15 protein-coding genes and 1 pseudogene are annotated in these 19,553 nt (G+C 72.1%); 6 read left to right on the top strand and 10 right to left on the bottom strand.

The features are described 5' to 3' along the window. Positions 1 to 164 precede the first annotated feature (164 nt). The 4 genes from AB0O40_RS17275 to AB0O40_RS17260 form a co-directional block, all read right to left on the bottom strand. Positions 165 to 1,784 (bottom strand): carboxylesterase family protein, encoded by a 1,620-nt coding sequence (locus AB0O40_RS17275; protein ID WP_365041613.1) that lies wholly within the window; start codon positions 1,782 to 1,784, stop codon positions 165 to 167. Between the two features lie 169 nt (positions 1,785 to 1,953). Next, positions 1,954 to 3,507, bottom strand: coding sequence for a hypothetical protein (locus AB0O40_RS17270; protein WP_365041610.1), 1,554 nt, complete (start codon positions 3,505 to 3,507; stop codon positions 1,954 to 1,956). A gap of 32 nt (positions 3,508 to 3,539) precedes the next feature. Beyond that, complete coding sequence (locus AB0O40_RS17265; RefSeq protein ID WP_365041608.1) at positions 3,540 to 4,679, bottom strand: hypothetical protein; 1,140 nt, start codon at positions 4,677 to 4,679, stop codon at positions 3,540 to 3,542. A gap of 44 nt (positions 4,680 to 4,723) precedes the next feature. Then, on the bottom strand, positions 4,724 to 6,226 hold the full coding sequence (locus AB0O40_RS17260) for a hypothetical protein (RefSeq protein WP_365041605.1): 1,503 nt from the start codon (positions 6,224 to 6,226) through the stop codon (positions 4,724 to 4,726). A gap of 492 nt (positions 6,227 to 6,718) precedes the next feature. Here AB0O40_RS17260 and AB0O40_RS17255 point away from each other — a divergent pair, with 492 nt between their 5' ends. Further along, positions 6,719 to 7,318 carry a WhiB family transcriptional regulator gene (locus AB0O40_RS17255; RefSeq protein ID WP_365041602.1) on the top strand — a complete coding sequence of 200 codons (600 nt, stop codon included), beginning with the start codon at positions 6,719 to 6,721 and terminating at the stop codon, positions 7,316 to 7,318. A 47-nt stretch (positions 7,319 to 7,365) separates the two neighbouring features. Here AB0O40_RS17255 and AB0O40_RS17250 read toward each other — a convergent pair whose 3' ends face one another. Then, positions 7,366 to 8,775 (bottom strand): amino acid permease, encoded by a 1,410-nt coding sequence (locus AB0O40_RS17250; RefSeq protein WP_365041599.1) that lies wholly within the window; start codon positions 8,773 to 8,775, stop codon positions 7,366 to 7,368. 106 nt (positions 8,776 to 8,881) lie between these two features. Further along, positions 8,882 to 9,853, bottom strand: coding sequence for a hypothetical protein (locus AB0O40_RS17245; protein WP_365041597.1), 972 nt, complete (start codon positions 9,851 to 9,853; stop codon positions 8,882 to 8,884). 278 nt (positions 9,854 to 10,131) lie between these two features. Between AB0O40_RS17245 and AB0O40_RS17240 the strand changes: the two genes are divergently transcribed. From AB0O40_RS17240 to AB0O40_RS17230, 3 genes and pseudogenes are all read left to right on the top strand, one after another. After that, positions 10,132 to 11,457 carry a DNA-binding protein gene (locus AB0O40_RS17240; RefSeq protein WP_365041594.1) on the top strand — a complete coding sequence of 442 codons (1,326 nt, stop codon included), beginning with the start codon at positions 10,132 to 10,134 and terminating at the stop codon, positions 11,455 to 11,457. Between the two features lie 196 nt (positions 11,458 to 11,653). Beyond that, the gene (locus AB0O40_RS17235; protein WP_365041591.1) at positions 11,654 to 11,911 is read left to right on the top strand and encodes a hypothetical protein; all 258 of its coding nucleotides are present in this window, start codon (positions 11,654 to 11,656) and stop codon (positions 11,909 to 11,911) included. Between the two features lie 249 nt (positions 11,912 to 12,160). Continuing rightward, positions 12,161 to 12,370, top strand: a pseudogene (locus AB0O40_RS17230) (helix-turn-helix transcriptional regulator); the annotation flags it as partial. Positions 12,371 to 12,582: 212 nt separating this feature from the next. On the opposite strand, the gene AB0O40_RS17225 reads toward AB0O40_RS17230, so the two are convergent. Next, positions 12,583 to 12,840: a hypothetical protein gene (locus AB0O40_RS17225; RefSeq protein ID WP_365041588.1), complete on the bottom strand. Its 258-nt coding sequence runs from the start codon at positions 12,838 to 12,840 to the stop codon at positions 12,583 to 12,585. Positions 12,841 to 13,179: 339 nt separating this feature from the next. Here AB0O40_RS17225 and AB0O40_RS17220 point away from each other — a divergent pair, with 339 nt between their 5' ends. Next, positions 13,180 to 14,811: a sensor histidine kinase gene (locus AB0O40_RS17220; RefSeq protein WP_365041585.1), complete on the top strand. Its 1,632-nt coding sequence runs from the start codon at positions 13,180 to 13,182 to the stop codon at positions 14,809 to 14,811. After that, positions 14,808 to 15,506, top strand: coding sequence for a response regulator (locus AB0O40_RS17215; protein WP_365041582.1), 699 nt, complete (start codon positions 14,808 to 14,810; stop codon positions 15,504 to 15,506). Before AB0O40_RS17220 ends, AB0O40_RS17215 begins: the two co-directional genes overlap by 4 nt. 16 nt (positions 15,507 to 15,522) lie before the next feature. Here AB0O40_RS17215 and AB0O40_RS17210 read toward each other — a convergent pair whose 3' ends face one another. From AB0O40_RS17210 to AB0O40_RS17200, 3 genes are all read right to left on the bottom strand, one after another. After that, a complete protein-coding gene (locus tag AB0O40_RS17210) occupies positions 15,523 to 16,827 on the bottom strand; it encodes a globin domain-containing protein (RefSeq protein ID WP_365041579.1) in 1,305 nt (434 codons plus the stop codon). A 256-nt stretch (positions 16,828 to 17,083) separates the two neighbouring features. Continuing rightward, entirely contained in the window at positions 17,084 to 17,770 is a 687-nt protein-coding gene (locus AB0O40_RS17205; protein ID WP_365041576.1) for a response regulator, read from the bottom strand. Further along, entirely contained in the window at positions 17,767 to 19,404 is a 1,638-nt protein-coding gene (locus tag AB0O40_RS17200; protein ID WP_365041574.1) for a sensor histidine kinase, read from the bottom strand. Before AB0O40_RS17200 ends, AB0O40_RS17205 begins: the two co-directional genes overlap by 4 nt. Positions 19,405 to 19,553 lie beyond the last annotated feature (149 nt).

The following is a 19,553-nucleotide window of genomic DNA, read 5'->3' as shown; positions in this document are numbered from 1 at the left end:
GGCGTCAACATATCGCACGGTCAAGGATGTTGTCGCTCCTTGAATCAATGCGGAACATCGCCGCGAACAGCCTGGTATTTCAGGCTTCCTGAGGCAGGGGAAAAGATTCCGCGCATCACTCCGTTTCACTGCGATAAATTCGGTGCAATTTCCTCGGGTCCGGTTCAGCCCGGGGCGTTCCACAGGTCGCAGCGGTGGTCGTCGGAGAGCGTGGTGGACACGGCGTTCCCGCCCGCGGGCCGGGTCCGGAGCTGCAGGACCCGGCCGTTCCGGTACTCCGGCATGTCCGGCTGGCCGGCCGCCTGCGGGACCTGCCCGTGGAGGAAGGCGCCCCAGTACTCGGTCATCTGCGCGGCGAGCTGCCGCTGCCGGGCGTCGAGGTCGGCCGGGCGGCCGAAGGCCTTGTAGAGGTAGAGCAGCTCGGCGCTGTGTGCCGCCCCGAAGCGGAAGTCGACCGGCTGCGCGGGCGGGAGGATGAAGGGCGAGGTCTCGTCGGCGAACTCGTAGGCGTAGACCGTGCCCCGCCGCCCGAGTGCCCGGTCGATGCGGAAGGTCGGGCAGCTGAAGAACTCGTCCCCGGTGGCGGCCGCGTACGCGTACACGGGCCGCTCGTAGGCGGTGAGCGGGTACCGGGCCAGGGCCTGCGCACCCCGCTCCGCACCGAAGGCGGCCACCAGGGCCCCCGGGTACTCCGCAGCGGTCAGTTCGCGGCCCTGCGCGTCGTACGAGATGTAGGCGCCGAGGAGGCCTTCACGGCTGGTGGAGCCGTTCATGACGGGCACCCGGGAGGCGTGTCCGGACGCGAAGGCCTCGGCGGGCTGCTCCGGGAGGTCCGCCGTGCCGGCGGCGTACCGCCACCAGACGGGCGCGCTCGGCCCCGACTGCGCGGCGAGGATCCGGTCCAGCGGCATGGCGCGCATGCACGCGGTGACGGCGCTGTCCGGTCCCGTGCAGCCCAGGGCGGTCGTGAAGGTGCGCGACTGGCTGTCGGCCTCCGCCCGCGTGGCGCCCTGGCAGTCCCAGATCGACCCGCTCTCCATGATGGCGGCGTGGAAGAGGCCCCGGCTGCCGGGTGAGGCCAGGTGCGCGCACACGGCGATGCCGCCCGCGGACTGCCCGGCGAGGGTGACCCGGTTCCGGTCGCCGCCGAAGCCCGTGATGTTGTCCCGGACCCAGGTCAGGGCCTTGCGCTGGTCGAGCAGGGCGGAGTTGCCCCGGGTGCCGGGCAGGTGCAGGAAGCCCAGGGCGCCCAGCCGGTAGTTGATGGTCACCACCACGGAGCGGGTCCGGCGGGCGAACTCGTCGGGCACGACGTCGGGAGCCGAGCCGCCGGTGTTCCCTCCCCCGTGCATGAACACCATCACCGGCAGGGGCGCACCTGCCCCACGGCCCACCGGCGGGGTGTGGACGTTCAGCACCAGACAGGCCTCGGACCTGGTCTCGCGGTCGTAGTTCGGCGACGAGAAGGGGTTCTTGACCTGCGGGCACGCGTCGCCGTGGTGCCGGGCGTCGCGCACCCCGCGCCAGTCGTCGGCCGGCTTCGGCGGCTCCCAGCGCAGGTCCCCCCGGGGCGCTTTCGCGTAGGGGATGCCCAGGAACTCGCGGCCGTTCGTGGTGGACCTGCCGCGGACGGTGCCGTTCTCGGTGGCGACGAGGTCGGTCGGGCCTCCCGGCCGGTGGTCGGCGGCGGCGACACCGGTCAGGGCGGCGGAGATCAACAGCGTGGACAGCAGCAGGGGTGCGACCCCGCGCGCTCCCCGGAGGGACTTCGGGCTGATGGTCATGGAGCGAGGCTTCCCTGTCGTCGGAGCGGCGGAACCGGGTCCGGGCCGCCGGGTGCCGTGTGGGCGGCACAACGCGGCGCGGCCCCTGCCCGGTCGGCGTGGGACGCCGGGAGCGGGCAGGGGTCGCGCCGCGGGTGACGGGTGGGGGCCCCGTCACCCCGTCAGACCGTTACGGGAGGACGCTGAGCTTCCCGTTCGGGACCGCGATGGTGCCCTCGCCGTCCGCGGTGGACAGCTGGGAGGTGCAGTTGGTCGTCTTCGGGTCGTGCTCGTACTGGTGCTCGTTGTACCCCTCGGTGAACTTGCCGTAGATCGAGCACAGTCGGCTCGCGGCCACGGCGGGGCTGGCGAAGTGGTCCTTGTTCGCGACCGACTCGACGTACCCCTTCACCTTGTCGGTGTCGCCCTTGGTCTCCGTGCCGTCCGTCCCGTACTTGTTCACACAGGCGGCCTGGCTCGGCAGGCAGTTGTCGATGCGCTGCTGGCGGTTGTCCTTGTCGGAGCAGCCGCTGGGCAGCTTGCCGTCCGAGAAGGGCACGCACGGGCTGGAGTTGCCGACCGGGTCCTTGGCCGGCTTGCCGGGGGTGGGCGGCATGGTGGGGGCGCTGGCCGGGGGACGGCTCGGCACGACCGGGTCGCCGGCGGAGGTCGAGATCGCCGACGAGGGCAGGATCTGGAACAGCTGGGAGGCGGTGGCCGGTGTCGAGCAGGCCGTCTGCGTCAGCTGGCTGCCGCTGGCGGTGTCAGCGATCGTCAGGCACTTCAACGTGGCCCGGTTCTTGAGCTGCCAGCCGTCGACGTACTGGGTGGGCTGCCACTCGATGGTGAAGTTGGTGGTGGCGTTCTGGTGGTTCTCGTCCTTGGGGTCCACCGGGGCCTGCGTCGCCGCGGTGCCGTTGGCCCCGTCGACGAACGACACCGCCATGCCGGTGGCCCGGTTGACCAGCTTGCCGTACAGGCCGTCGGTGGGCCGGAAGCTGAACTCCTGCGCCCAGGGGTCGTCTTCGGGGGTGCAGGTCGCCTGTACGACCTTGGCGCCCGCGGTGTCCACGCACAGCCCGCTGCTCTTGCCCGCCAGCCGGAAGGGCTCGGAGGCCAGCAGCGGCCACTGGGTGCCCGATGCCGGCGGGTTGTTGGTGGGCGGCGGGGTGGGCTGGCCGGCGGACACCAGGCTGACGGTCACGTCGTCGATGAAGGCGCCGTTCTTCACGGTGTCCGGATCGGTCGACGTGATCGAGAGCGTCGGGTTGGCCTGCGTCGCGGTGAAGGTGTACGACCGGTCCGTCCACAGGCCTGTACTGCGCTTCGCCGTCGAGTAGTAATTGGTGGAGCTGCCCGAGGCCGAGACCGTGTAGTCGTTGCTGTGGCTGTCGTCACCCTGGTTCGCCGGGCGGTCGCGCCACTTCACCAGGATCGTGTCGCCGACGTTCACCGAGGTGATGGTCTGCCGGAGGTAGCCGCTCTTCGTGTCCGTGTGGATCTCGAAGATCGGGTTCCCGTTGATGCCGTCACCGCTGGTGCGCAGGGTCCCGAGGGCGGCCCAGGACGCCAGCGACGTCTGGTTGGGGACCGTCTTGTTACCGATGATCGCCGGGTTGGAGAAGGTCCCGTTCTGGATGCCCGGGGCGTCCGCGGCGTAGCCGGGGGTCGCCGCGGCGATCAGTACGGCGATCGAGAGCACCGCGACCGTCCCGAGGGCCGGCCTGGAGGCGTGAGTCTTCATGTCGTCCTTCGCTGTGGGGGAACTACGCCTGATCACTTGGTCGTCGTGCGGTGCGGGAACAAGCGGGTGGTCTTGTTCGGCTTGCCGTCGGGACGGGCGATCTCGTGGAGACCGGAGGCGGGCTCGATGTGCCGCAGGCCCGCGGACATGCCACGCGAGGGCTCGGGGTCGACCGCGCTGGCCGTGGGACGCAGGGCGTCGCAGCGCTTGGCGTCGGTGAAGGTCTGCGCGACGAGGTTGCTGGAGTTCACCGTGGACGGGCTGTCGACGGTGATGTTCTCGACGCTGGCCTTCCCGCCGGGCTCGTTGACGTTCAGGGTGCCCGTGGTGCGGACCATGGCGTTCTGCGCGGAGAGCGCGAGGACGTCCTTGGGCTTGAGGACCGTGGTGTAGGTCATCGTCTCGAGGGCGCTCTGGGTCAGGGTGGTGCCGGCGCTGCTCTTGAAGGCCGACTGGAAGGCCGCCTTCGCCGCGGTCGACAGCGACTCCGAGCCGGTGACCGATCCGGTGGCCGTGGTGGTGTTGGTCAGCTGGTTGGTCGCCGTGTTGGACACCGAGTGCGTGTCGGAGTTGGTCAGGGTCCCGGAGGTCGTGTTCGAGGTCTTCGACTCGCTCAGGGTCTCGGTGTTGGGGCCCTTGTCCTTCGGGAACGAGTTGAACTTGGTGTTGTCCGTGCTCTCCTTGGTACCGCTGGTGGTACCCGAGCCCGTCACCGTGCCGCTCGTGGTGTCCGTGGTGCTCACGGTCGTCGCCTGGGAAGTGGCCTGCTGGAGGGTCGCGGTGCCGCTGGTGCCGATGGTGTTGGTGACCGTGCCTTCCTTGGCCGAACTGCCCGAGATCTCACCGCCCACGTTGTCCGAGGTCTGCGAGGTGAGGGTGACGGTCCGGGTCACCGTCATGTCCGTGTTGCCGCAGTTGATCACCGCGCTGCCCACGGTGGTCACGGCCGTCATGAACTCCTGCGGGCCCGCCGTGACGCTGAAGGTGCAGTTGTCACCGGTGCACTTCTTGAGCGCGTCCCGGACGGCGGCGCTCTTGCCGTTGATGAACGCCGTGGCCACCGGCTTGTCCGCGGGCGACGCGGCGGCGGACGCGGAAGCCGCGGGCACCGCCGCAACCAGTGCCACCACACCGGCCGCCACCTGGGCCGAACGCAGCTTTCGAATCGACATGGACACTCTCCTGTTCAGTGTTCGTGCGCAGCGGGGAGCGGATCTCACTTGGCCTGCGGGGCGACGGGGACGCTCCGGGTCTCCCGCCCGGCGGGGGTGACCTGGGCGGTGACCAGGTTGGCGTTGCCGGCCGGGGCCGGGGCGTTCCTGACGCCGGGCGTCGCGGGGGTGCCGTCGTTGTCCGGAGTGACCAGCAGCGGCCGTTCCGTCATGCAGTGCTTGCGCTCGGTCTCGGTGAGCGGGCCGGTCCGCTGGTAGGCGCGGTCGGGCGCCTTCGAGGAGGGGAAGTCGAGCATGGTGTCGATGGAGATCCAGGAGCGCACCTGACCGGCGCCGGCCTTGGCGCCCAGGTTGCCCGAGTAGACACCGGCGATGCGCTCGCGCGCCGGCTGCACCTCGATCCAGCTCGCCTCACCCGGCTGCACCGTGACCGTGATGTCCTGGCTCGTGGTGCGCGGCGAGGTGAGCGGGGTCTCGGTGTTCGCCTGATTGGGGTTCAGGTCGTTCCGCTGGTAGCCGGCTTCGACCGCCTTGAACCGCACCAGGTAGTCGACCGTCGTGGAGCTGGTGGTCTCCCTGCCGAGGTCGTAGTCGTCGCCGCCCTTGTTCTCCTTGCTCTGGGCGATGGAGGTCTTGACCCGGTTGGCCTCCTGGTTGAAGGGGTCGAACCCCTCCTCGGTCCAGGACACGGTCCGCTTGTCCGTGATGGCGTTGCGCGTGCAGTTCAGATACGCGTTGCCCAGGATCCGGTTCTCCGCGAAGTACTTGTACGTGCGGGACGGGTCCACCACGAAATAGCAGTCGCCCACCGCACTGCCTGAACAGAACTGGTTGGGGGAATTCGCCGTGTTCCAGTCGACCGGCGTCAGGACGAGTGCCTTGTACGCGGTCCAGGGCAGGTCGTTGCGCTTGATGAACTGGTTGGGCTTGGTGAAGGTGTTCCGGTCGACCCGGGCCGTCACGTTGGTGATGAGCGCGCCGCACTTGTTGGCGCCTCCGGTGGAGGTGAAGGAGATCTTCGGGTGGTCACCGACCGCGGTGAAGGTGACCGTCTCCGTCCGCCAGCCCGAGGCGGGGGTGGTGAAGGCGGTCCCGGTGGGACCGACCTTGTACGGGGCGGCAGCGCCCGTACAACTGGGATCCACGTCGGAGGTGGACGGGGCGGCGTCGAACTTCAGCTCGACCGTGGTCTTGTCGCGCACGCCCCAGAGCCTCGTCTGGACGGTCTGCGCCCCGGTGTCGCCGTTCAGTCCCACGGCTTGGAGCCATTTGGGATGCTTCGCCTTCGTGGCGGGCACCAGCCAGGTGGGATTGGCGGAGACGGTTCCGTCGTCGAACTCGTTGACCCAGAACTCCGGGGCGATCTTGCTCACTGCCGTGCCGGCGGCTTCCTTGGAGAAGTTCCCGTTCCGGATCGTGATCGGGACCCAGTCCTCTCCTGCCGCGTGAGCGGGTGCGTACGAGCCGCAGGTCGTGATCCCGAGCGACAGCGCCATGGCGCTGCCGAGGAGGTACGGGAGCGGGACACGGGCCGAACGAAACGCCACAACATCCTCCAGGTCGCCAGGTGGGTTCCGGTGCTGCGACGCGACACGCCGAATGCACTCGAAACGCCGTTCGTGAATCGCATGTCTGTCCCGGAGCCCGGCTTCTTGAAACCGTCCCGCCAGGGGCGCGCCGGGAAAGTCACTCGTGCAGCAGCGCACGTTCTGACATCCGGATGACCTGTCCGTCCGGACGTTTGGGGACCGGGCCGTCTCCCCGGTGCGCAGCCCCGGATCGGCCGGCCTCCGCTTCACCTCCCCCGACGGCCCGTCCAGGAATTCTGAATTCCTGCGCCTCCTTCGAATACTCTCGGAATTTCCCCGAGGCATCTCCAGTTCTCGATGCGGTTTCTGACGAAGTAAAACTGAGGTTCTCCTGAGCCTTCCGTGGAGACCGCGCCACTACCATCATGGGATGGATTCCGGCCGACCCCGGTCACGGGTGGAGGGGCCAGGGAATGCACCCGCACGCGAATCGGCTCGAGGGGTTACATCGTGGCTTTTTCCACCGAGAAGTACGCTCCGGCTTTCCTTTCGAACCTCGCCGAGGCGACTCCGTGCGCCAGGCTGCCGAAGCTGTTCCACCCGGCGGGGACGCATCGGCGGGGCCTGCGGGACCCGGACGCCCCGCGCCGGCCGGACACCTCGCACGAGCAGGCGATAGCGGCCTGCGGTGACTGCCCGGTCCGCTTCGAGTGCCGGCAATGGGCGCGCGAGAACGGCGAGTTCGGGATCTGGGGCGGGGAGACCGACGACGAGCGGGAGGCCGCGGGCTTCCCCGTCCGGGTCCGCGGGTCGCAGCCGCGGCGCAGTCAGGCCGGTCGGCAGTCCGGGTACCGGGCCCCGCGCCGGCCGGACGGCTCGGAGGTCTTCCTGACCGCCCACGAGGAGCTGGTGCTGGAGGTCCTGCGGATGGGCCACAACCGCCTCTCCGCCGGAGTGGAGCTGGGCAAGAGCAACCGGTCCATCACCCGGGCGATCAACAGCCTCGCCACCAAACTGCACACCGACGAGAACGGCATCGTGGCGGCCGCCGTCAGCGCGGGCCTCTTCGAGGAAGCCCCGGGGCCGTGGCCCCGGGGCGTGCATTCCTGACGCCGGCTGCCGTGCTCACCGGCGCGGCCCTCACGGGCCGGGTCCGCTCACACGATCTGCGACTCGATCCGGATCAGCTGCGGGTCCTCGACCACCGGCACGGAGAACTTCGAGCCCGCGACCCACCACCACACGGCCGCGAGCACCAGGACGCCCGTCAGGGCGACCGGCGCGTAGTTGAACGTCCCGAGGGTGACCGGATGCCGCTGGGGCAGGCAGGACAGCGCCGCCAGGGCCGTCCCGGACACGACGGCGGCGAGGGCGACCGGCCGGCCGGCGCGGCCCAGGCTCCAGGGCCCCGGCACGAACCGGTCCCCCATCCGCAGGCGCAGGTACACCGGGATGACGCAGCTGGGGATCATCCCGATGACGTTGACCGCGACGATCGCGCCGAGTCCGGCCCGCGACCAGAGCAGGGGCACGGCCAGCAGGAAGGCTCCCGCGGCGGCGAGCCGCCCGGCGGCCCGGGGCACCCCGGCCGGTGACAGGCGGCGCCAGCGGGTGGAACCCGGCAGTGAACCGTCGCGCGAGAACGTGTGGATCATGCGGCCGGCGGCGGACATCTGGACCGACCCGCAGCACAGCTGGGCGAGGACCACGGCGAGCAGCAGCAGCTTCGCGCCGGTGGGGCCGAGGGCGTCCAGGAAGACCTGCACCGCGGGGACCGCCGCCGCCGTCGTGGCGTCGTAGTCCTGGACGGCGAACAGCAGACTGCCCGTCACCGCGAGGCCGGCGAGCAGCGAGGCCCAGACGGCCCGGACGATGCCCCGCGGCGCCTGCAGCCGTGCGTTCCTGGTCTCCTCCGCGACGTGCGCGCCCGTGTCGAAGCCGCAGTAGGTGCTGCCGGCCAGGAGCAGGCCGACCGCGCTGACGTGGACCGGGTTCGACCAGCCGGTGCCGTTCGAGAGGTATCCGAACACGAAGGCGGCGGACTGGTGGTGCACCGGGATGACGGCCAGGGTCGCGACGACGGCCCCGATGCCGAGGACCTGCCACCAGAACGCGATCCGGCTGAACCTGCCCCTTCCCCTGCCGGTGAACTCATGGGCCAGGAGGTGGAAGCCGAGCACCGCGGCGAAGACGGCGAGCGTGGTGCCCGGCGAGGTCCGGACGCCCCGTTCGAGTTCGAGGAGTGCCGTGATGAAGGAGGCGGCGCCGTAGTCGATGGCGGCGAGGCCCCCGATCACGCCCAGGAGGTTGAGCCAGCCGGTCGCCCAGCCCCAGCGCGGCCCGCCCAGCCGCTGGGCCGTGAAGTACAGGCCGCCGGAGGTCGGACCGGCGCTGGTGACCTCGGCCAGGGACATCCCGATGAGCAGCACGGCCGCCCCGGTGAGGGCCCAGCCCCACATCATGACGGCCGGACCGCCGCCGGTCAGTCCGCATCCGAACATGGTCAGGCATCCGCCGAGCACCGCGACGGCCGAGAAGCTGCGGGTGAAGGGCTGGGGCCGGGACATCGGCACCTCCACGGGGACGGAGGGAGGGGGAAGCCGGCCGCACCCGGGCGGACGGAGTGCGGGCGGCGGACCGGGCACCGGGGCCGCGACCAGCCGTCAGCAGTGCTCAGCCCAGGGCGTAGGACTGCCTGACGGCCCGTCTGAGAAGTTCGCCCGGCTGGTCGGAGACGCTGGCCCAGGGCTGCGAGGAGACGAAGGGGCGCATGGCCTCGAACACCTCCGCCGCCTGCCGGGGACGCCGGGTGACCCAGAGCCCGTAGGCGAGGTGACTCTCGTCCACCAGTGGCCAACGGCCCTTCGTGCCGGGCGCCTTGAGCCAGTGCTCGTAGGCGTTGAGGACCGCGGTGCGCACCCGCGAGTCGTCCGTCCACTGCAGGAAGATCGCTTCCTTGTGGTCGGCCCTGCCGTACCGCTCGACCTGGAGGTACAGCGGAATGGCGTGGAGGGGGGAGCCCTGCGGGGCGCGCGGCAGGTAGCGCTCGAGGAAGAGGGTGGCCGCCGCGCCGTCGCCCCGGGCCAGCCAGAAGCGGATCATCCGGTGGAAGGCCTCCCGGTTCCACCGGTCCCGGCGCCGGGCCTGCGCGAAGAGGCCCCACGGGCCGGACCCGAGCATCCGGTCCGGGGCGGGTACCCGGTGTTCCTCCCGGATGCCGGTCAGGTCGAGTTGGGCGAGCGCGAGCAGGCCGATCCAGGGCACGGGGTCGGTGGTGAAGGCGTCCGCCGACCGCAGGCACAGCCTGCGGGCCTCGAGTTCGAGTTTCCCGGCCGCCGGAGCACCGGCGGCGTGCGAGCCGCCGGCCAGGGCCCGTTCGACCGCGGCCCGGGCGCGCAGGGTGACGAGTCCGGCGTTGGCGGGGTCCTCGGATGCCCAGTGCGCGAGGGCGTCGTTGTGCGCGGCGACCGACGCGAGCACCTGGGTGCGCACGGTCCACAGCGGCCAGCGGCGCCAGGTGTCGGCCAACAGGGCGCGGGTCGCGGCCCATCTGCCGAGTTGCAGGTCCTCGGCGGCGGCCCGGAGCGGTTCGTCGTGTCCGGCGGGGTGGACCACCTGGCGGGTCGTGTCACCGATGCGCGTCACATGTACCTCCTCGGGCCCCCGAGCGGGCCGGACCGGGCGGTTCGCGCACCCGGTTCCACGGCGATGACCAGGTGTTCACTGTCACAGCCCGCAACGCGTCACTGCCATATCATCGGCATGTCATTTCACGGCATCCACGGCACTCACGTGTCAGCCCCCTGTCATCCCGTCGGCCCGCGGCCGGTGCGCCCCGGTTCCGGGGACGGCAGAGCCCGGTGGCCGGGGCGGCGGTGGGGGCGGGACGGCCGGTGTCGGCAGGGCGTCGAAGGGACCGCATCGTGTCCAGGACACTGCTGTGGGTGTTGGTCAACGAGAAGAGATGGACCTTCCCGGACTTCGCGCGCGAGTTCACGCGGGCGGCGGACCGGCTGGCCGAGGACGTCCAGGACGCGCGGTTCCGGGGGCTGAGCATCTCGGAGTCCTCGTACCGCAGGCTGCTCTCGGGGAAGCCGGGGAACGCCAAGTTCGCCCAGGTCGTGGAGCACATGTTCGGGCGTCCCACGGCCGAACTCCTGACCGGCGCGGGGGGATCGGACGTACGGGAGCGGGCGGCGGCGGGCCTGGCGCGCGGGCTCGCCACGGCCGCGGACGAGGCGGCGGACCACGCGACCGCGGTGGCCTCGCTCCTCCTGTCCGAGCAGCCGCTGGACCAGGTCCGCCTCGACATCGCCCGGCTCGCCGCCACCTACAACGGCCTGGCCCCGGCCGATGCCTGCGCCCGCGCCGGGGAGCTGCGGGCCAGGGCCGTGGGCCTGCTGGACCGCACCCACGTGGCGCAGCAGAAGGAGCGGCTGCTGACCGCGGTGGGCGAGGCGACCGCACTGCTGTCCATGAGCGCCTTCGACCTCGGGCACGTCGAGACCGCGGCGCGGCTGGCCCGCTCGACCGCGATGTACGGGGAGGCCGCCCGCTGCACGCCGTTGCAGGCCTTCGCCCTGGGCACGATGGCGACGGCGGCCTCCTGGGAGGGCCGCGCCGCGGAGGCGGTGCGCCTGGCCCGTACGGGGGCGGGGCTGGCCGGCGTCGGTACGGCCGGGCTGCGGCGGCTCGCCTCGGTCGAGGCCCGGGCCTGCGCCCGCCTCGGGGACGAGGCGGGGGCCCTGGCTGCGGTGGCCCGTTGCGACGAGCTCGCGGCCGGGCCGGTGCTGCGCGACGACCTCCACGACGGGGCGGCGGGCGAGTTCCGGCACGACGAGATGCGTCTGGCGCGCTCGCACGGGACCACGTTCCTCCTCCTCGGCGCCGGCGCCCGGTCGATGGCGTACGCCCGGCTCGTCCTCGACCTCCAGGCGGCCCTGCCGCCGGAGCAGCGGGTGCCGCGGTTCGAGGCGGAGGCCCGGGCCGATCTCGCCGCCGCCCTGCTGCTCGGGGCCCGGCTGGAGGAGGCGGCCGAGGTCCTGGAGCCGGTGCTGACGTGCGCACCGGACCGGCGGGTGGCCGGTCTGGTGAGCCGGGTCTCGGCGGTGCGCGCCCTGCTGGCGGCCGGCCCGCCGCGCCGGGCGGCCCTGGCCGTCGGCCTGGACCGGGCGCTGGAGGCCTTCGTCAGCGAGGCGGTCCCCGGTGGACCGGGCCGCGCCTCCCTGGCCGTGGCCGTCGGGACCTGAGCTCCTTTTCCCGCATTGCTACCTGCCGCGCCTTACGCCCTTTCCCGAAAATGCGAGAACCTTCAGGATTTCCGCGAAGGAAGATTTGAGCCCCCTTTGAGGGTCTTCCCCCACATCGCGCACTATCCTCATTCGCAGAGATTGACCGTCTCTCTTTCTTTCTCCTGTGCCAGCGCCTGTGCAGGGAGTGTGCGCCATGCTGTCGTACTACGAGATCGACGTGCCCATCCGGAGCCTGGACGGCGCCGGCGGGTGGCACGTCTTCGCCGGCCGGGCCGCCAGCCACCTCGAGGCCCTGCTGATCGTGTGCACGGTCTACGAGCAGGCCGCCGCGGCCCACGCGGCCGGAACTCCCGTGCCGGCGCGGCGGCCTGACGGCTGGGGTGCTCGCGGTTACCGGGCCGGCTGGCTGCCGGACTGGCCCGCCGCGAGGTCGAGGTGCCTGCGCGGCTGACCGCCGCGGCCGCCCCTGCCGCCGCCCCGGAGGTCTCAGGACCTCCGGGGCGATTTCATGGCGCCCGACGGGAATACCGGACGGCCGAAAGTCAATCCCACCGGCCTGCCACATGCATCACGTCCGGCATTCGTTGACCCGTCAGTACGTCGCGTTTTCGTTTCGGAAAAAGGAACCGCTTGCATGAATGAGCCATCGCGACGTTAATTATGGAAGACAGTGGATTTTCTACACACTGGGGATGGTGCGATGAAGTGGAATCTGAGGATGACCGCCGCGAAGCGCGGAATCTGGAAGGCGTCCGAGCTGCACCAGAGTCTCGCGGAGAACGGCCTGATCATGTCGACGGGCAAGATGTCCGGTCTGTGGTCGGGTCAGCCCATCTCGATCAAGCTGGTCGATCTGGAGATCATCTGCACCACGCTGCAGTGCGAGGTGGGTGACCTGCTCATCGCGGAGCTGGACGGATTCGCGTCCTCGTCCCTGGAACAGGCGCCCTGATCCCCGGTACCTGCGAACGGACCCTCGAAGCCCTGCGACCTCCGACCGGCGGAGGTCCGGGGCTCCGGCATGTCCCACCGCTTCGTTTTCCCACAACTACCGTACGGAGAATGCCGAAAGGCCCGGCCCGCCGACTGCGGGATCCGGGCCTGTCGGGACTTTCCGTGTGTTCAGAGGTGCACCCGTCTGGTCCGGGCGGCGAACCAGTCCGGCGTCCAGCCGGCGCGGTAGCCGCGGGCGCCCCAGCCGTCCGGGCCGCGTTGCGGGAGGTTCAGCCCCGCCTGGCTGGCCGCCACGGCCTGGTGGTAGGCGTGGCTCGCGAGCAGCATCGCGTCCCTCCGGCAGGAGGCCCGTCCGGCGAAGACGTGCCAGCCGATGGCACCGCTCGCGCTCCGAATGGGGACGTCGACCTCGTAATACGAAAGCATGACGCACTCCCTTCACCTGCGCTCACGGCGCACGGGACTGGGATTCCCTCGGCCCTCGGCTTCGCGAAGGGCGGGAATGGCGGCGGAGGTGCCGCCGGTGACAGGGCCGGCAGCCACGGGAGCGGCTGCAATTCACCTGACTGTCACGAACATCAGATTAGAAGATTCCACGGCCGGCGGAACCCTTGTGCGCACAGCCCCGGATTGTGCCCGCAAAACGCCATTCTGCTCATTCTGCTCACGGCCCGGCCGCCTCACGCGATCGGGTCTTCACGCAGGCGGCCCGGCCCGGGGCGTGGCGAAATGGAGACGACGTCGCCCGCCCGGCAAGGAGGCCTCATGCGCATGCCGTGGCCGCGACGCGTCTTCGCCCAGGTCCTGGCCATCCAGCTGGCGCTGGCGGCGTGCGTCGTCGGCGTCGCCACCGCGCTGTTCATCGCCGCCTTCAGCCGCGAGCTGGACGAGCAGGCCATGGGCAAGGCACTGGCCATCGCGAAGGCCGTGGCGGTGGACCCGGCGGTCGAGCGGACGCTGCGCACCTCCGTGCCGAGCGGTACCGGCCCGGTCCAGCGGGAGGCGGAGCAGATCCGGCAGGCCACCGGAGCGCTGTACGTGGTGGTCATGGACACCAGTGGCATCCGCTGGTCGCACCCCAGCCCCTCGTACGTCGGCCTGGGGGTGGCCACGGACGCGAGCCGGGTCCTGGCGGGCCAGGAGGTGACGCAGATCGGCACCAGTTCGCTCGGCCCCTCCGTCATGGCCAAGGCGCCGGTCTTCGACGCCTACGGCCGGATCGTGGGGGCCGTCAGCGTGGGCTTCGCCTACGACACCGTCCGCAGCCGGCTGCTGTCCGCCGTCCCCGGCCTGCTGGCCTGCGCGGGCGCCGCCCTCGGCGCCGGCGCCCTGGCCGCGCTGCCGATCTCCCGCCGCATCCTGCGCCGGGCCCACGACCTGGCCTTCAAAGACATCTCCCGCCTGCTGAACGAGCGGGAGGCGATGCTGGGCGGCCTGCGGGAGGGCGTGCTCGCCGTCGACGCCGCCGGCCGCGTCCGCCTGGTCAACGACGAGGCCCAGCGGCTGCTGGGGCTGGGCCCGGAGGCGGCCGGACGGCCGCTCGAGGAGGTCGTCGGTCCGGGGCGGCTGCGGAGCGTCCTCACCGGGGCGGCCGGCGGTGCGGACCTCCTCGCCCCCACCGGCGCCCGGATCCTGGTCGCCAACCGGATGCCCACCCGCGACGGCGGCGCGGTGGTCACCCTGCGGGACCGTACGGAGGTGGAGCAGTTGGGGCGCGAGCTCGACGCCATCCACGGCCTGACCGACGCGCTGCGCGCCCAGGAGCACGAGCACGCCAACCGGATGCACACCCTGCTCGGGCTGCTGGAGATCGACCGCCCCGACCAGGCGGCGGCCTTCCTCACCGAGCTCACCGGCGCCCGGCGCGCGACCATCGAGCAGGTGACCGGGCAGATCCAGGACCCGCTGGTGGCCGCCCAGCTGGTCGGCATGGCCTCCATCGCGGCCGAGCGCCGGATCGAGCTGCGGCTCTCCCCCGACAGCCGGCTGCCGGACCGCGTGGTGGACCCGAGCGACCTCGTCACGATCCTCGGCAACCTCGTCGACAACGCCTTCGAGGCGCTGGCCCGCCGGCTGCCGGAGCAGCCGTTCGTCGAGGTCGACCTCGCGGTGGAGCAGCCCTCGACCGTGGTCCTGCGGGTGTCGGACAACGGCCCCGGCGTGCCGCCCGAACTCTCCGAACGCGTCTTCGCACCCGGCTGGACCACCGGGGAGGCACCCGGACGGCCGCACCGGCAGGGGCTGGGGCTCACGTTCGTGCGCCAGCTCGCCGAGCGCCACGGCGGCACCGCCGAGGTCACCCCCGGGCCCGGGGGCGGGGCGCAGTTCACCGTCGTACTGCCCGAAGCGCTCAGCGCAGGGGCCTTCGGGCCCGACCGTCCCACGGAGGCACCATGAGCCCGTCCCCCGTCGAGGTGCTGGTGGTCGACGACGACTTCCGGGTCGCCGAGATCAACGCCACGTACGTGGGCAAGATGCCCGGCTTCCGGGTGGCCGGCCGGGCGCACACCTGCGCCCAGGCGCTCGCCTTCCTCGAGGACCACGAGGTCCACCTCGTGCTGCTGGACTTCTACCTGCCCGACGAGAACGGCCTGGCCTTCCTCAACCAGATGCGCCAGCACGGCCACCACGCCGACGTGATCATGGTGACCGCGGCCCGGGACGCGGCGACCGTGCAGGCCGCGCTGCGCTCCGGCGCGCTCCAGTACCTGATCAAGCCCTTCACCTTCGCCGGCCTCAAGGCCAAGCTCGACGCCTACACCTCGCTGCGGCGCAGCCTGCAGGGGATCGACGAGGCCGGTCAGGAGCAGGTGGACCGGATCTTCGGCGAGCTGCGGACCTCCCGGTCGGCCACGCCGGCGAGGCTGCCCAAGGGGCACTCGTCGCCCACCGCCGACCTGATCGACACGGTGCTGCGGGAGTCCGCCGAGCCGCTGTCGGCCCAGGAGGTCGCGACCCGGGCCGGGCTGAGCCGGTCCACCGCCCAGCGCTACCTCAAGCTCCTCGAGGAGTCCGGGCGGCTGCGGCTCACCCTGAAGTACGGCGAGGCGGGGCGGCCCGAGCACCGGTACTCCTGGGGCGGGCCGTCCTGAACCACGGCTCCCCCGGTCAGCGGCCGAAGAAGCGGTGCCGGCCCGCTGGACGCGTCGGCCGGCCGGCCGGCGCCGCGTCCTGCCGGGCCGGCTCGGGGCCCGGCAGGCTGCGGCCGGTCCGGGCCGCCGGGTCGATCCAGGCCACCGGCCGGGGCGCGAGCAGGCGCTCGGCATGGGTCACCGGGGTGCGTTCGGCCGCCACCGGCGGGGGTACCGGGTCGTACCGCAGGCGATCGGGGTGCAGCCCGCAGCGGGGCAGCAGGTCGGCCAGCTCCGCGATGAAGGCCGGCGGGCCGCTCAGGTAGGCCTGCTGGTCGCCCCAGTCGCCGCGGGCGGCCATCGCGGTGCGGAACCGCCACAGGGCCTGGGTCTGGCTCTCGTACGGCTGCGGGTACCACCAGCCGACCTCGATCCACGGGTGCCGGTTGCTCAGCGCGGTGATCCAGGCCAGGTCGTAGTACTGGTTCCGGGCCCGGGCCAGCAGCTCCAGGCGGACCCGGGGGCGTGGCTGCGCGCGGACGAGGTCGCCCAGCAGTGCCTTGACCGAGGACCAGCCGGTGCCGGCCGCGACCAGGGTGACGGCGGGCGCGGCGGGGCCGGCCAGTGTCGTGGTCCCGGAGGCCGCCCCCAGCCGCAGCCGGTCGCCGGGTCTGATCTCGTCGCACAGCACGGGGCTGAGCAGGCCGCCCGGGGCACGGGCGACGTGGAACTCGACGATGCCGTCCCGGCGCGGGGCGCACCCGAGCGAGTAGGGGCGCCACACCCGGGGCCGGCGCAGCGTGCTCAGCGTCGCGTACTGGCCGGCCGCGTAGGGGTAGGGCCGGTCGGGGCGGACGGTGAGGACGGCCGTGTGGCCCTCGTGCAGGCGGCGGTCGAGGACGAGGGCGTCCCAGTAGGCCGGTTCGCCGGCGGTCTCGGACTGGGCGCCGCCCTGCTGCATGGCCTCGGCGACCACGGCGTAGGCGGCCGCCCAGGCGGCTTCGGTGCGCTCGTCCCAGCTGTGGCCGCTGGCGAACTTCAGGGCGGCTATCAGGCTCGCGCCCACGGCGTCGTACTGCCCGCGGCTGACCTCGAACTTGCGGTGGTCGCGCCCGAGCTGGGTGAGGACGGCGGGCAGCGCCGGGTCGTCGAGGTGGGTCACGACGTATCCCAGGGCGGCGAACAGCCGGTCCCGCTGCTCCTCCAGGTCCGCGGGGAACATGGTGCGGACGCCGGGGTTGTCCCGGAAGAGCGTGGCGTAGAAGAACTTCACCGTATGGTCCGCGCGGCGGCGGACCAACTCGAAGTTCGCGCGCACCAGCCGCATGTCTTCACTGTTCACGGCATCCCCTGCCGATCGGTCACCCGATACTCATGAATTCGCGGCCGGAAACCGACGAGACGGCGCAGAATTTCGCCTCACCCTAATGCCATCCCAGCCACCTGGAAAGGAAAGCCGGAGTTTCACGATTCCGTGCACGCCTCAATTCTCCGGACGGTTTATCGGGTTCTCCCGACGCCTTTTCGGGAATCCTGGTGTCCGCTCGGCCCGCACGGTCAGATAACGATCGGACGGCGCCGGGCGCCGCCTGGCCCGCTCAGCGCTGCGGCAGCCACTGGTAGTTCAGCTCGGGGCGGCCGACGTGGCCGTACTGCGGCCGGCGGCCGGCCCGCCCGCTGTCGACGAGGTGTTCGAGGTACCGCCGGGCCGTGATGCGGGAGATACCGGCGCATTCGGCCAGGACGGTGGCGGTGAGCCCGTCGGGGGCGTCGCGCAGCAGGGTGGTGACCCGCTCGAGGGTCGGCGCGCTGAGGCCTTTGGGGGGCGCCGGCGGCTGGGGTGCCCGCAGGGCGGACAGGAGGCGGTCGACCTGCTCCTGGCCGTCGGCCTCGCCGACGACGGCCGTGCGGTACTCCGCGTACTTCAGCAGCCGCTCGCGCAGCACGGGGAAGGCGAAGGGCTTGAGGATGTACTGCACCACGCCCAGCGAGACGCCCTCGCGGACGACGGTCAGGTCGCGGGCTGAGGTGACCACGATGACGTCCACGGGGCGCCCGGCCGCCCGCAGTCCGCGCGCCAGCCGCAGACCGTGGCCGTCGGGCAGGTGGAGGTCGAGCAGCAGCAGGTCGACCGGGGCGTTCTCCAGCTCCTGGCGGGCCTCGGCGACCGTGTGGCAGATCCCCGCCACGGTGAAGCCCGGTACCCGGCCGACGTAGAGGGCGTGCGCGTCGGCCGCGACCGGGTCGTCCTCCACCACCAGCACGCGGATGTCCGGCTCGTTCATGCGGGCGCCCCTTCCCGCAGCGGCAGCCGTACGGTGAACTCGGCGCCGCCCGCGGCGGAGCGGCGTACCGTCACGGTCCCGCCGTGCCGGTGCACGGTCTGCCGGACCAGGGCCAGGCCCAGCCCGCGCCCGGGCCCCTTGCCCGACCAGCCGGCCCGGAAGACGTCGGCGCCCTCGGGCACGCCGGGGCCGTTGTCGGCCACCACGAGCACCATCTCGGCGGGTTCGCCGCCGGTGCCGGCGCTGACGGTGACGCGGGCGCCGGGGATGCCGACGACGGCCTCGACGGCGTTGTCCACCAGGTTGCCGAGCACCGTGACCAGGTCGCGGACGGGCAGGGCGGCCGGTGGCAGGCCCGCGGTCAGGCTGCCGCCCCCGGCCGGGCCGGGGGACTCCGGGGCGGTGGGCCCGGGCGCGACCACCAGTTCCACGCCGCGTTCGTGCGCCTGGGAGGTCTTGCCCAGCAGCAGTGCGGCCAGCACCGGCTCGCCCATCGCCGTGACCACCTGGTCGGTGAGGGACTGGGCGAGTTGCAGCTCGGCGGTGGCGAACTCCACCGCCTCCCGGGTCCTCCCCAGTTCGACCAGGGAGACGACGGTGTGCAGCCGGTTGGCCGCCTCGTGGGCCTGGGAGCGCAGCGCCTGCGTGAAGCCGCGCTCGTGGTCGAGTTCGCCGGCCAGGGCCTGGAGCTCGGTGTGGTCCCGCAGGGTCACGACGGAGCCGCGGCGACCGCCGCTGGTCACCGGCGAGACGTTGACGACCAGGACCCGGTCGCCGGTGAGGTGGACCTCGTCGACCCGGAGTTCGGCCGATTCCAGCACCTCCGTCAATCGGTCGGGCAGGCCGAGCTCGGCGACCTCCAGCCCCTGGACGTCGGTGTCGCCGAGGCCGAGCAGTTCCCGGGCCCCGTCGTTGACCAGGGACACCCGGCGCCGGCCGTCGAGCATGAGCAGGCCCTCGCGGACGGCGTGCAGGGTGGCCTCGTGGTAGTCGTACATCCCGCTGAGTTCGGCGGAGTTCATGCCGTGGGTGTGGCGCCGCAGCCGGGTGTTGACCACGTAGGTGCCGACGGCGCCCAGCAGCAGGGCGCCCGCCGCGACCCAGCCCAGGACGGCGAGTTGGCGGCCGAGCCGGCCGCCGATCGAGGAGACGGTGACGCCGGCGGCGACCAGTCCGGTGATCCGGCTGCCGTCCCGGATGGGCGTGACCACCCGGATCGAGGGGCCGAGGGTGCCGGTGTAGGTCTCGCTGAAGGTGTGGCCCTGCAGGGCCCGTCCGGTGTTGCCGAGGAACTGCTTGCCGATCTGCTGCGGGTCGCGGTGGGTCCAGCGCACCCCCGCCGGATTCATGATCGTGACGAAGTCGACCCCGGAGTCGACCCGTACCCGCTCCGCGTAGGGCTGGAGCACGGGCGAGGGGTCGGAGCCGCGGGCGGCGGCGACCACCGAGGGGGAATCGGCCACCGAGCGGGCCACGGCCCAGGCCTGCAGCCGGGCGGCCTCCTCCGTCTGGGTCCGCGCGGTGGCATACGCGAACGCCGCGCACCCCACCACGACCAGGGCGATCAACACGGCCTGGACCGCGAAGAGCTGCCCGGCAAGGCTGCGGGGACGCAGACGGGGGATGCGGACCACGTTGATGAGTGTGCCCCGGCGAATGAACGATATGAACTCAAGCGTGACTGCGCTCACACGACTGGCGGATAGTCGCCCTACCCCGGCAGCACGGGCTCCACACCTCCCGTCGGCCGGAACTTCCAGCCCCCGGGACCGTCCGGGTGGGC

The organism is Streptomyces sp. NPDC089919, assembly GCF_040684615.1.
Classification (GTDB): Bacteria; Actinomycetota; Actinomycetes; order Streptomycetales; family Streptomycetaceae; genus Streptomyces.
Note: the sequence above shows the minus strand (reverse complement) of the source record. Positions and strands in the feature narration are given on the sequence as shown.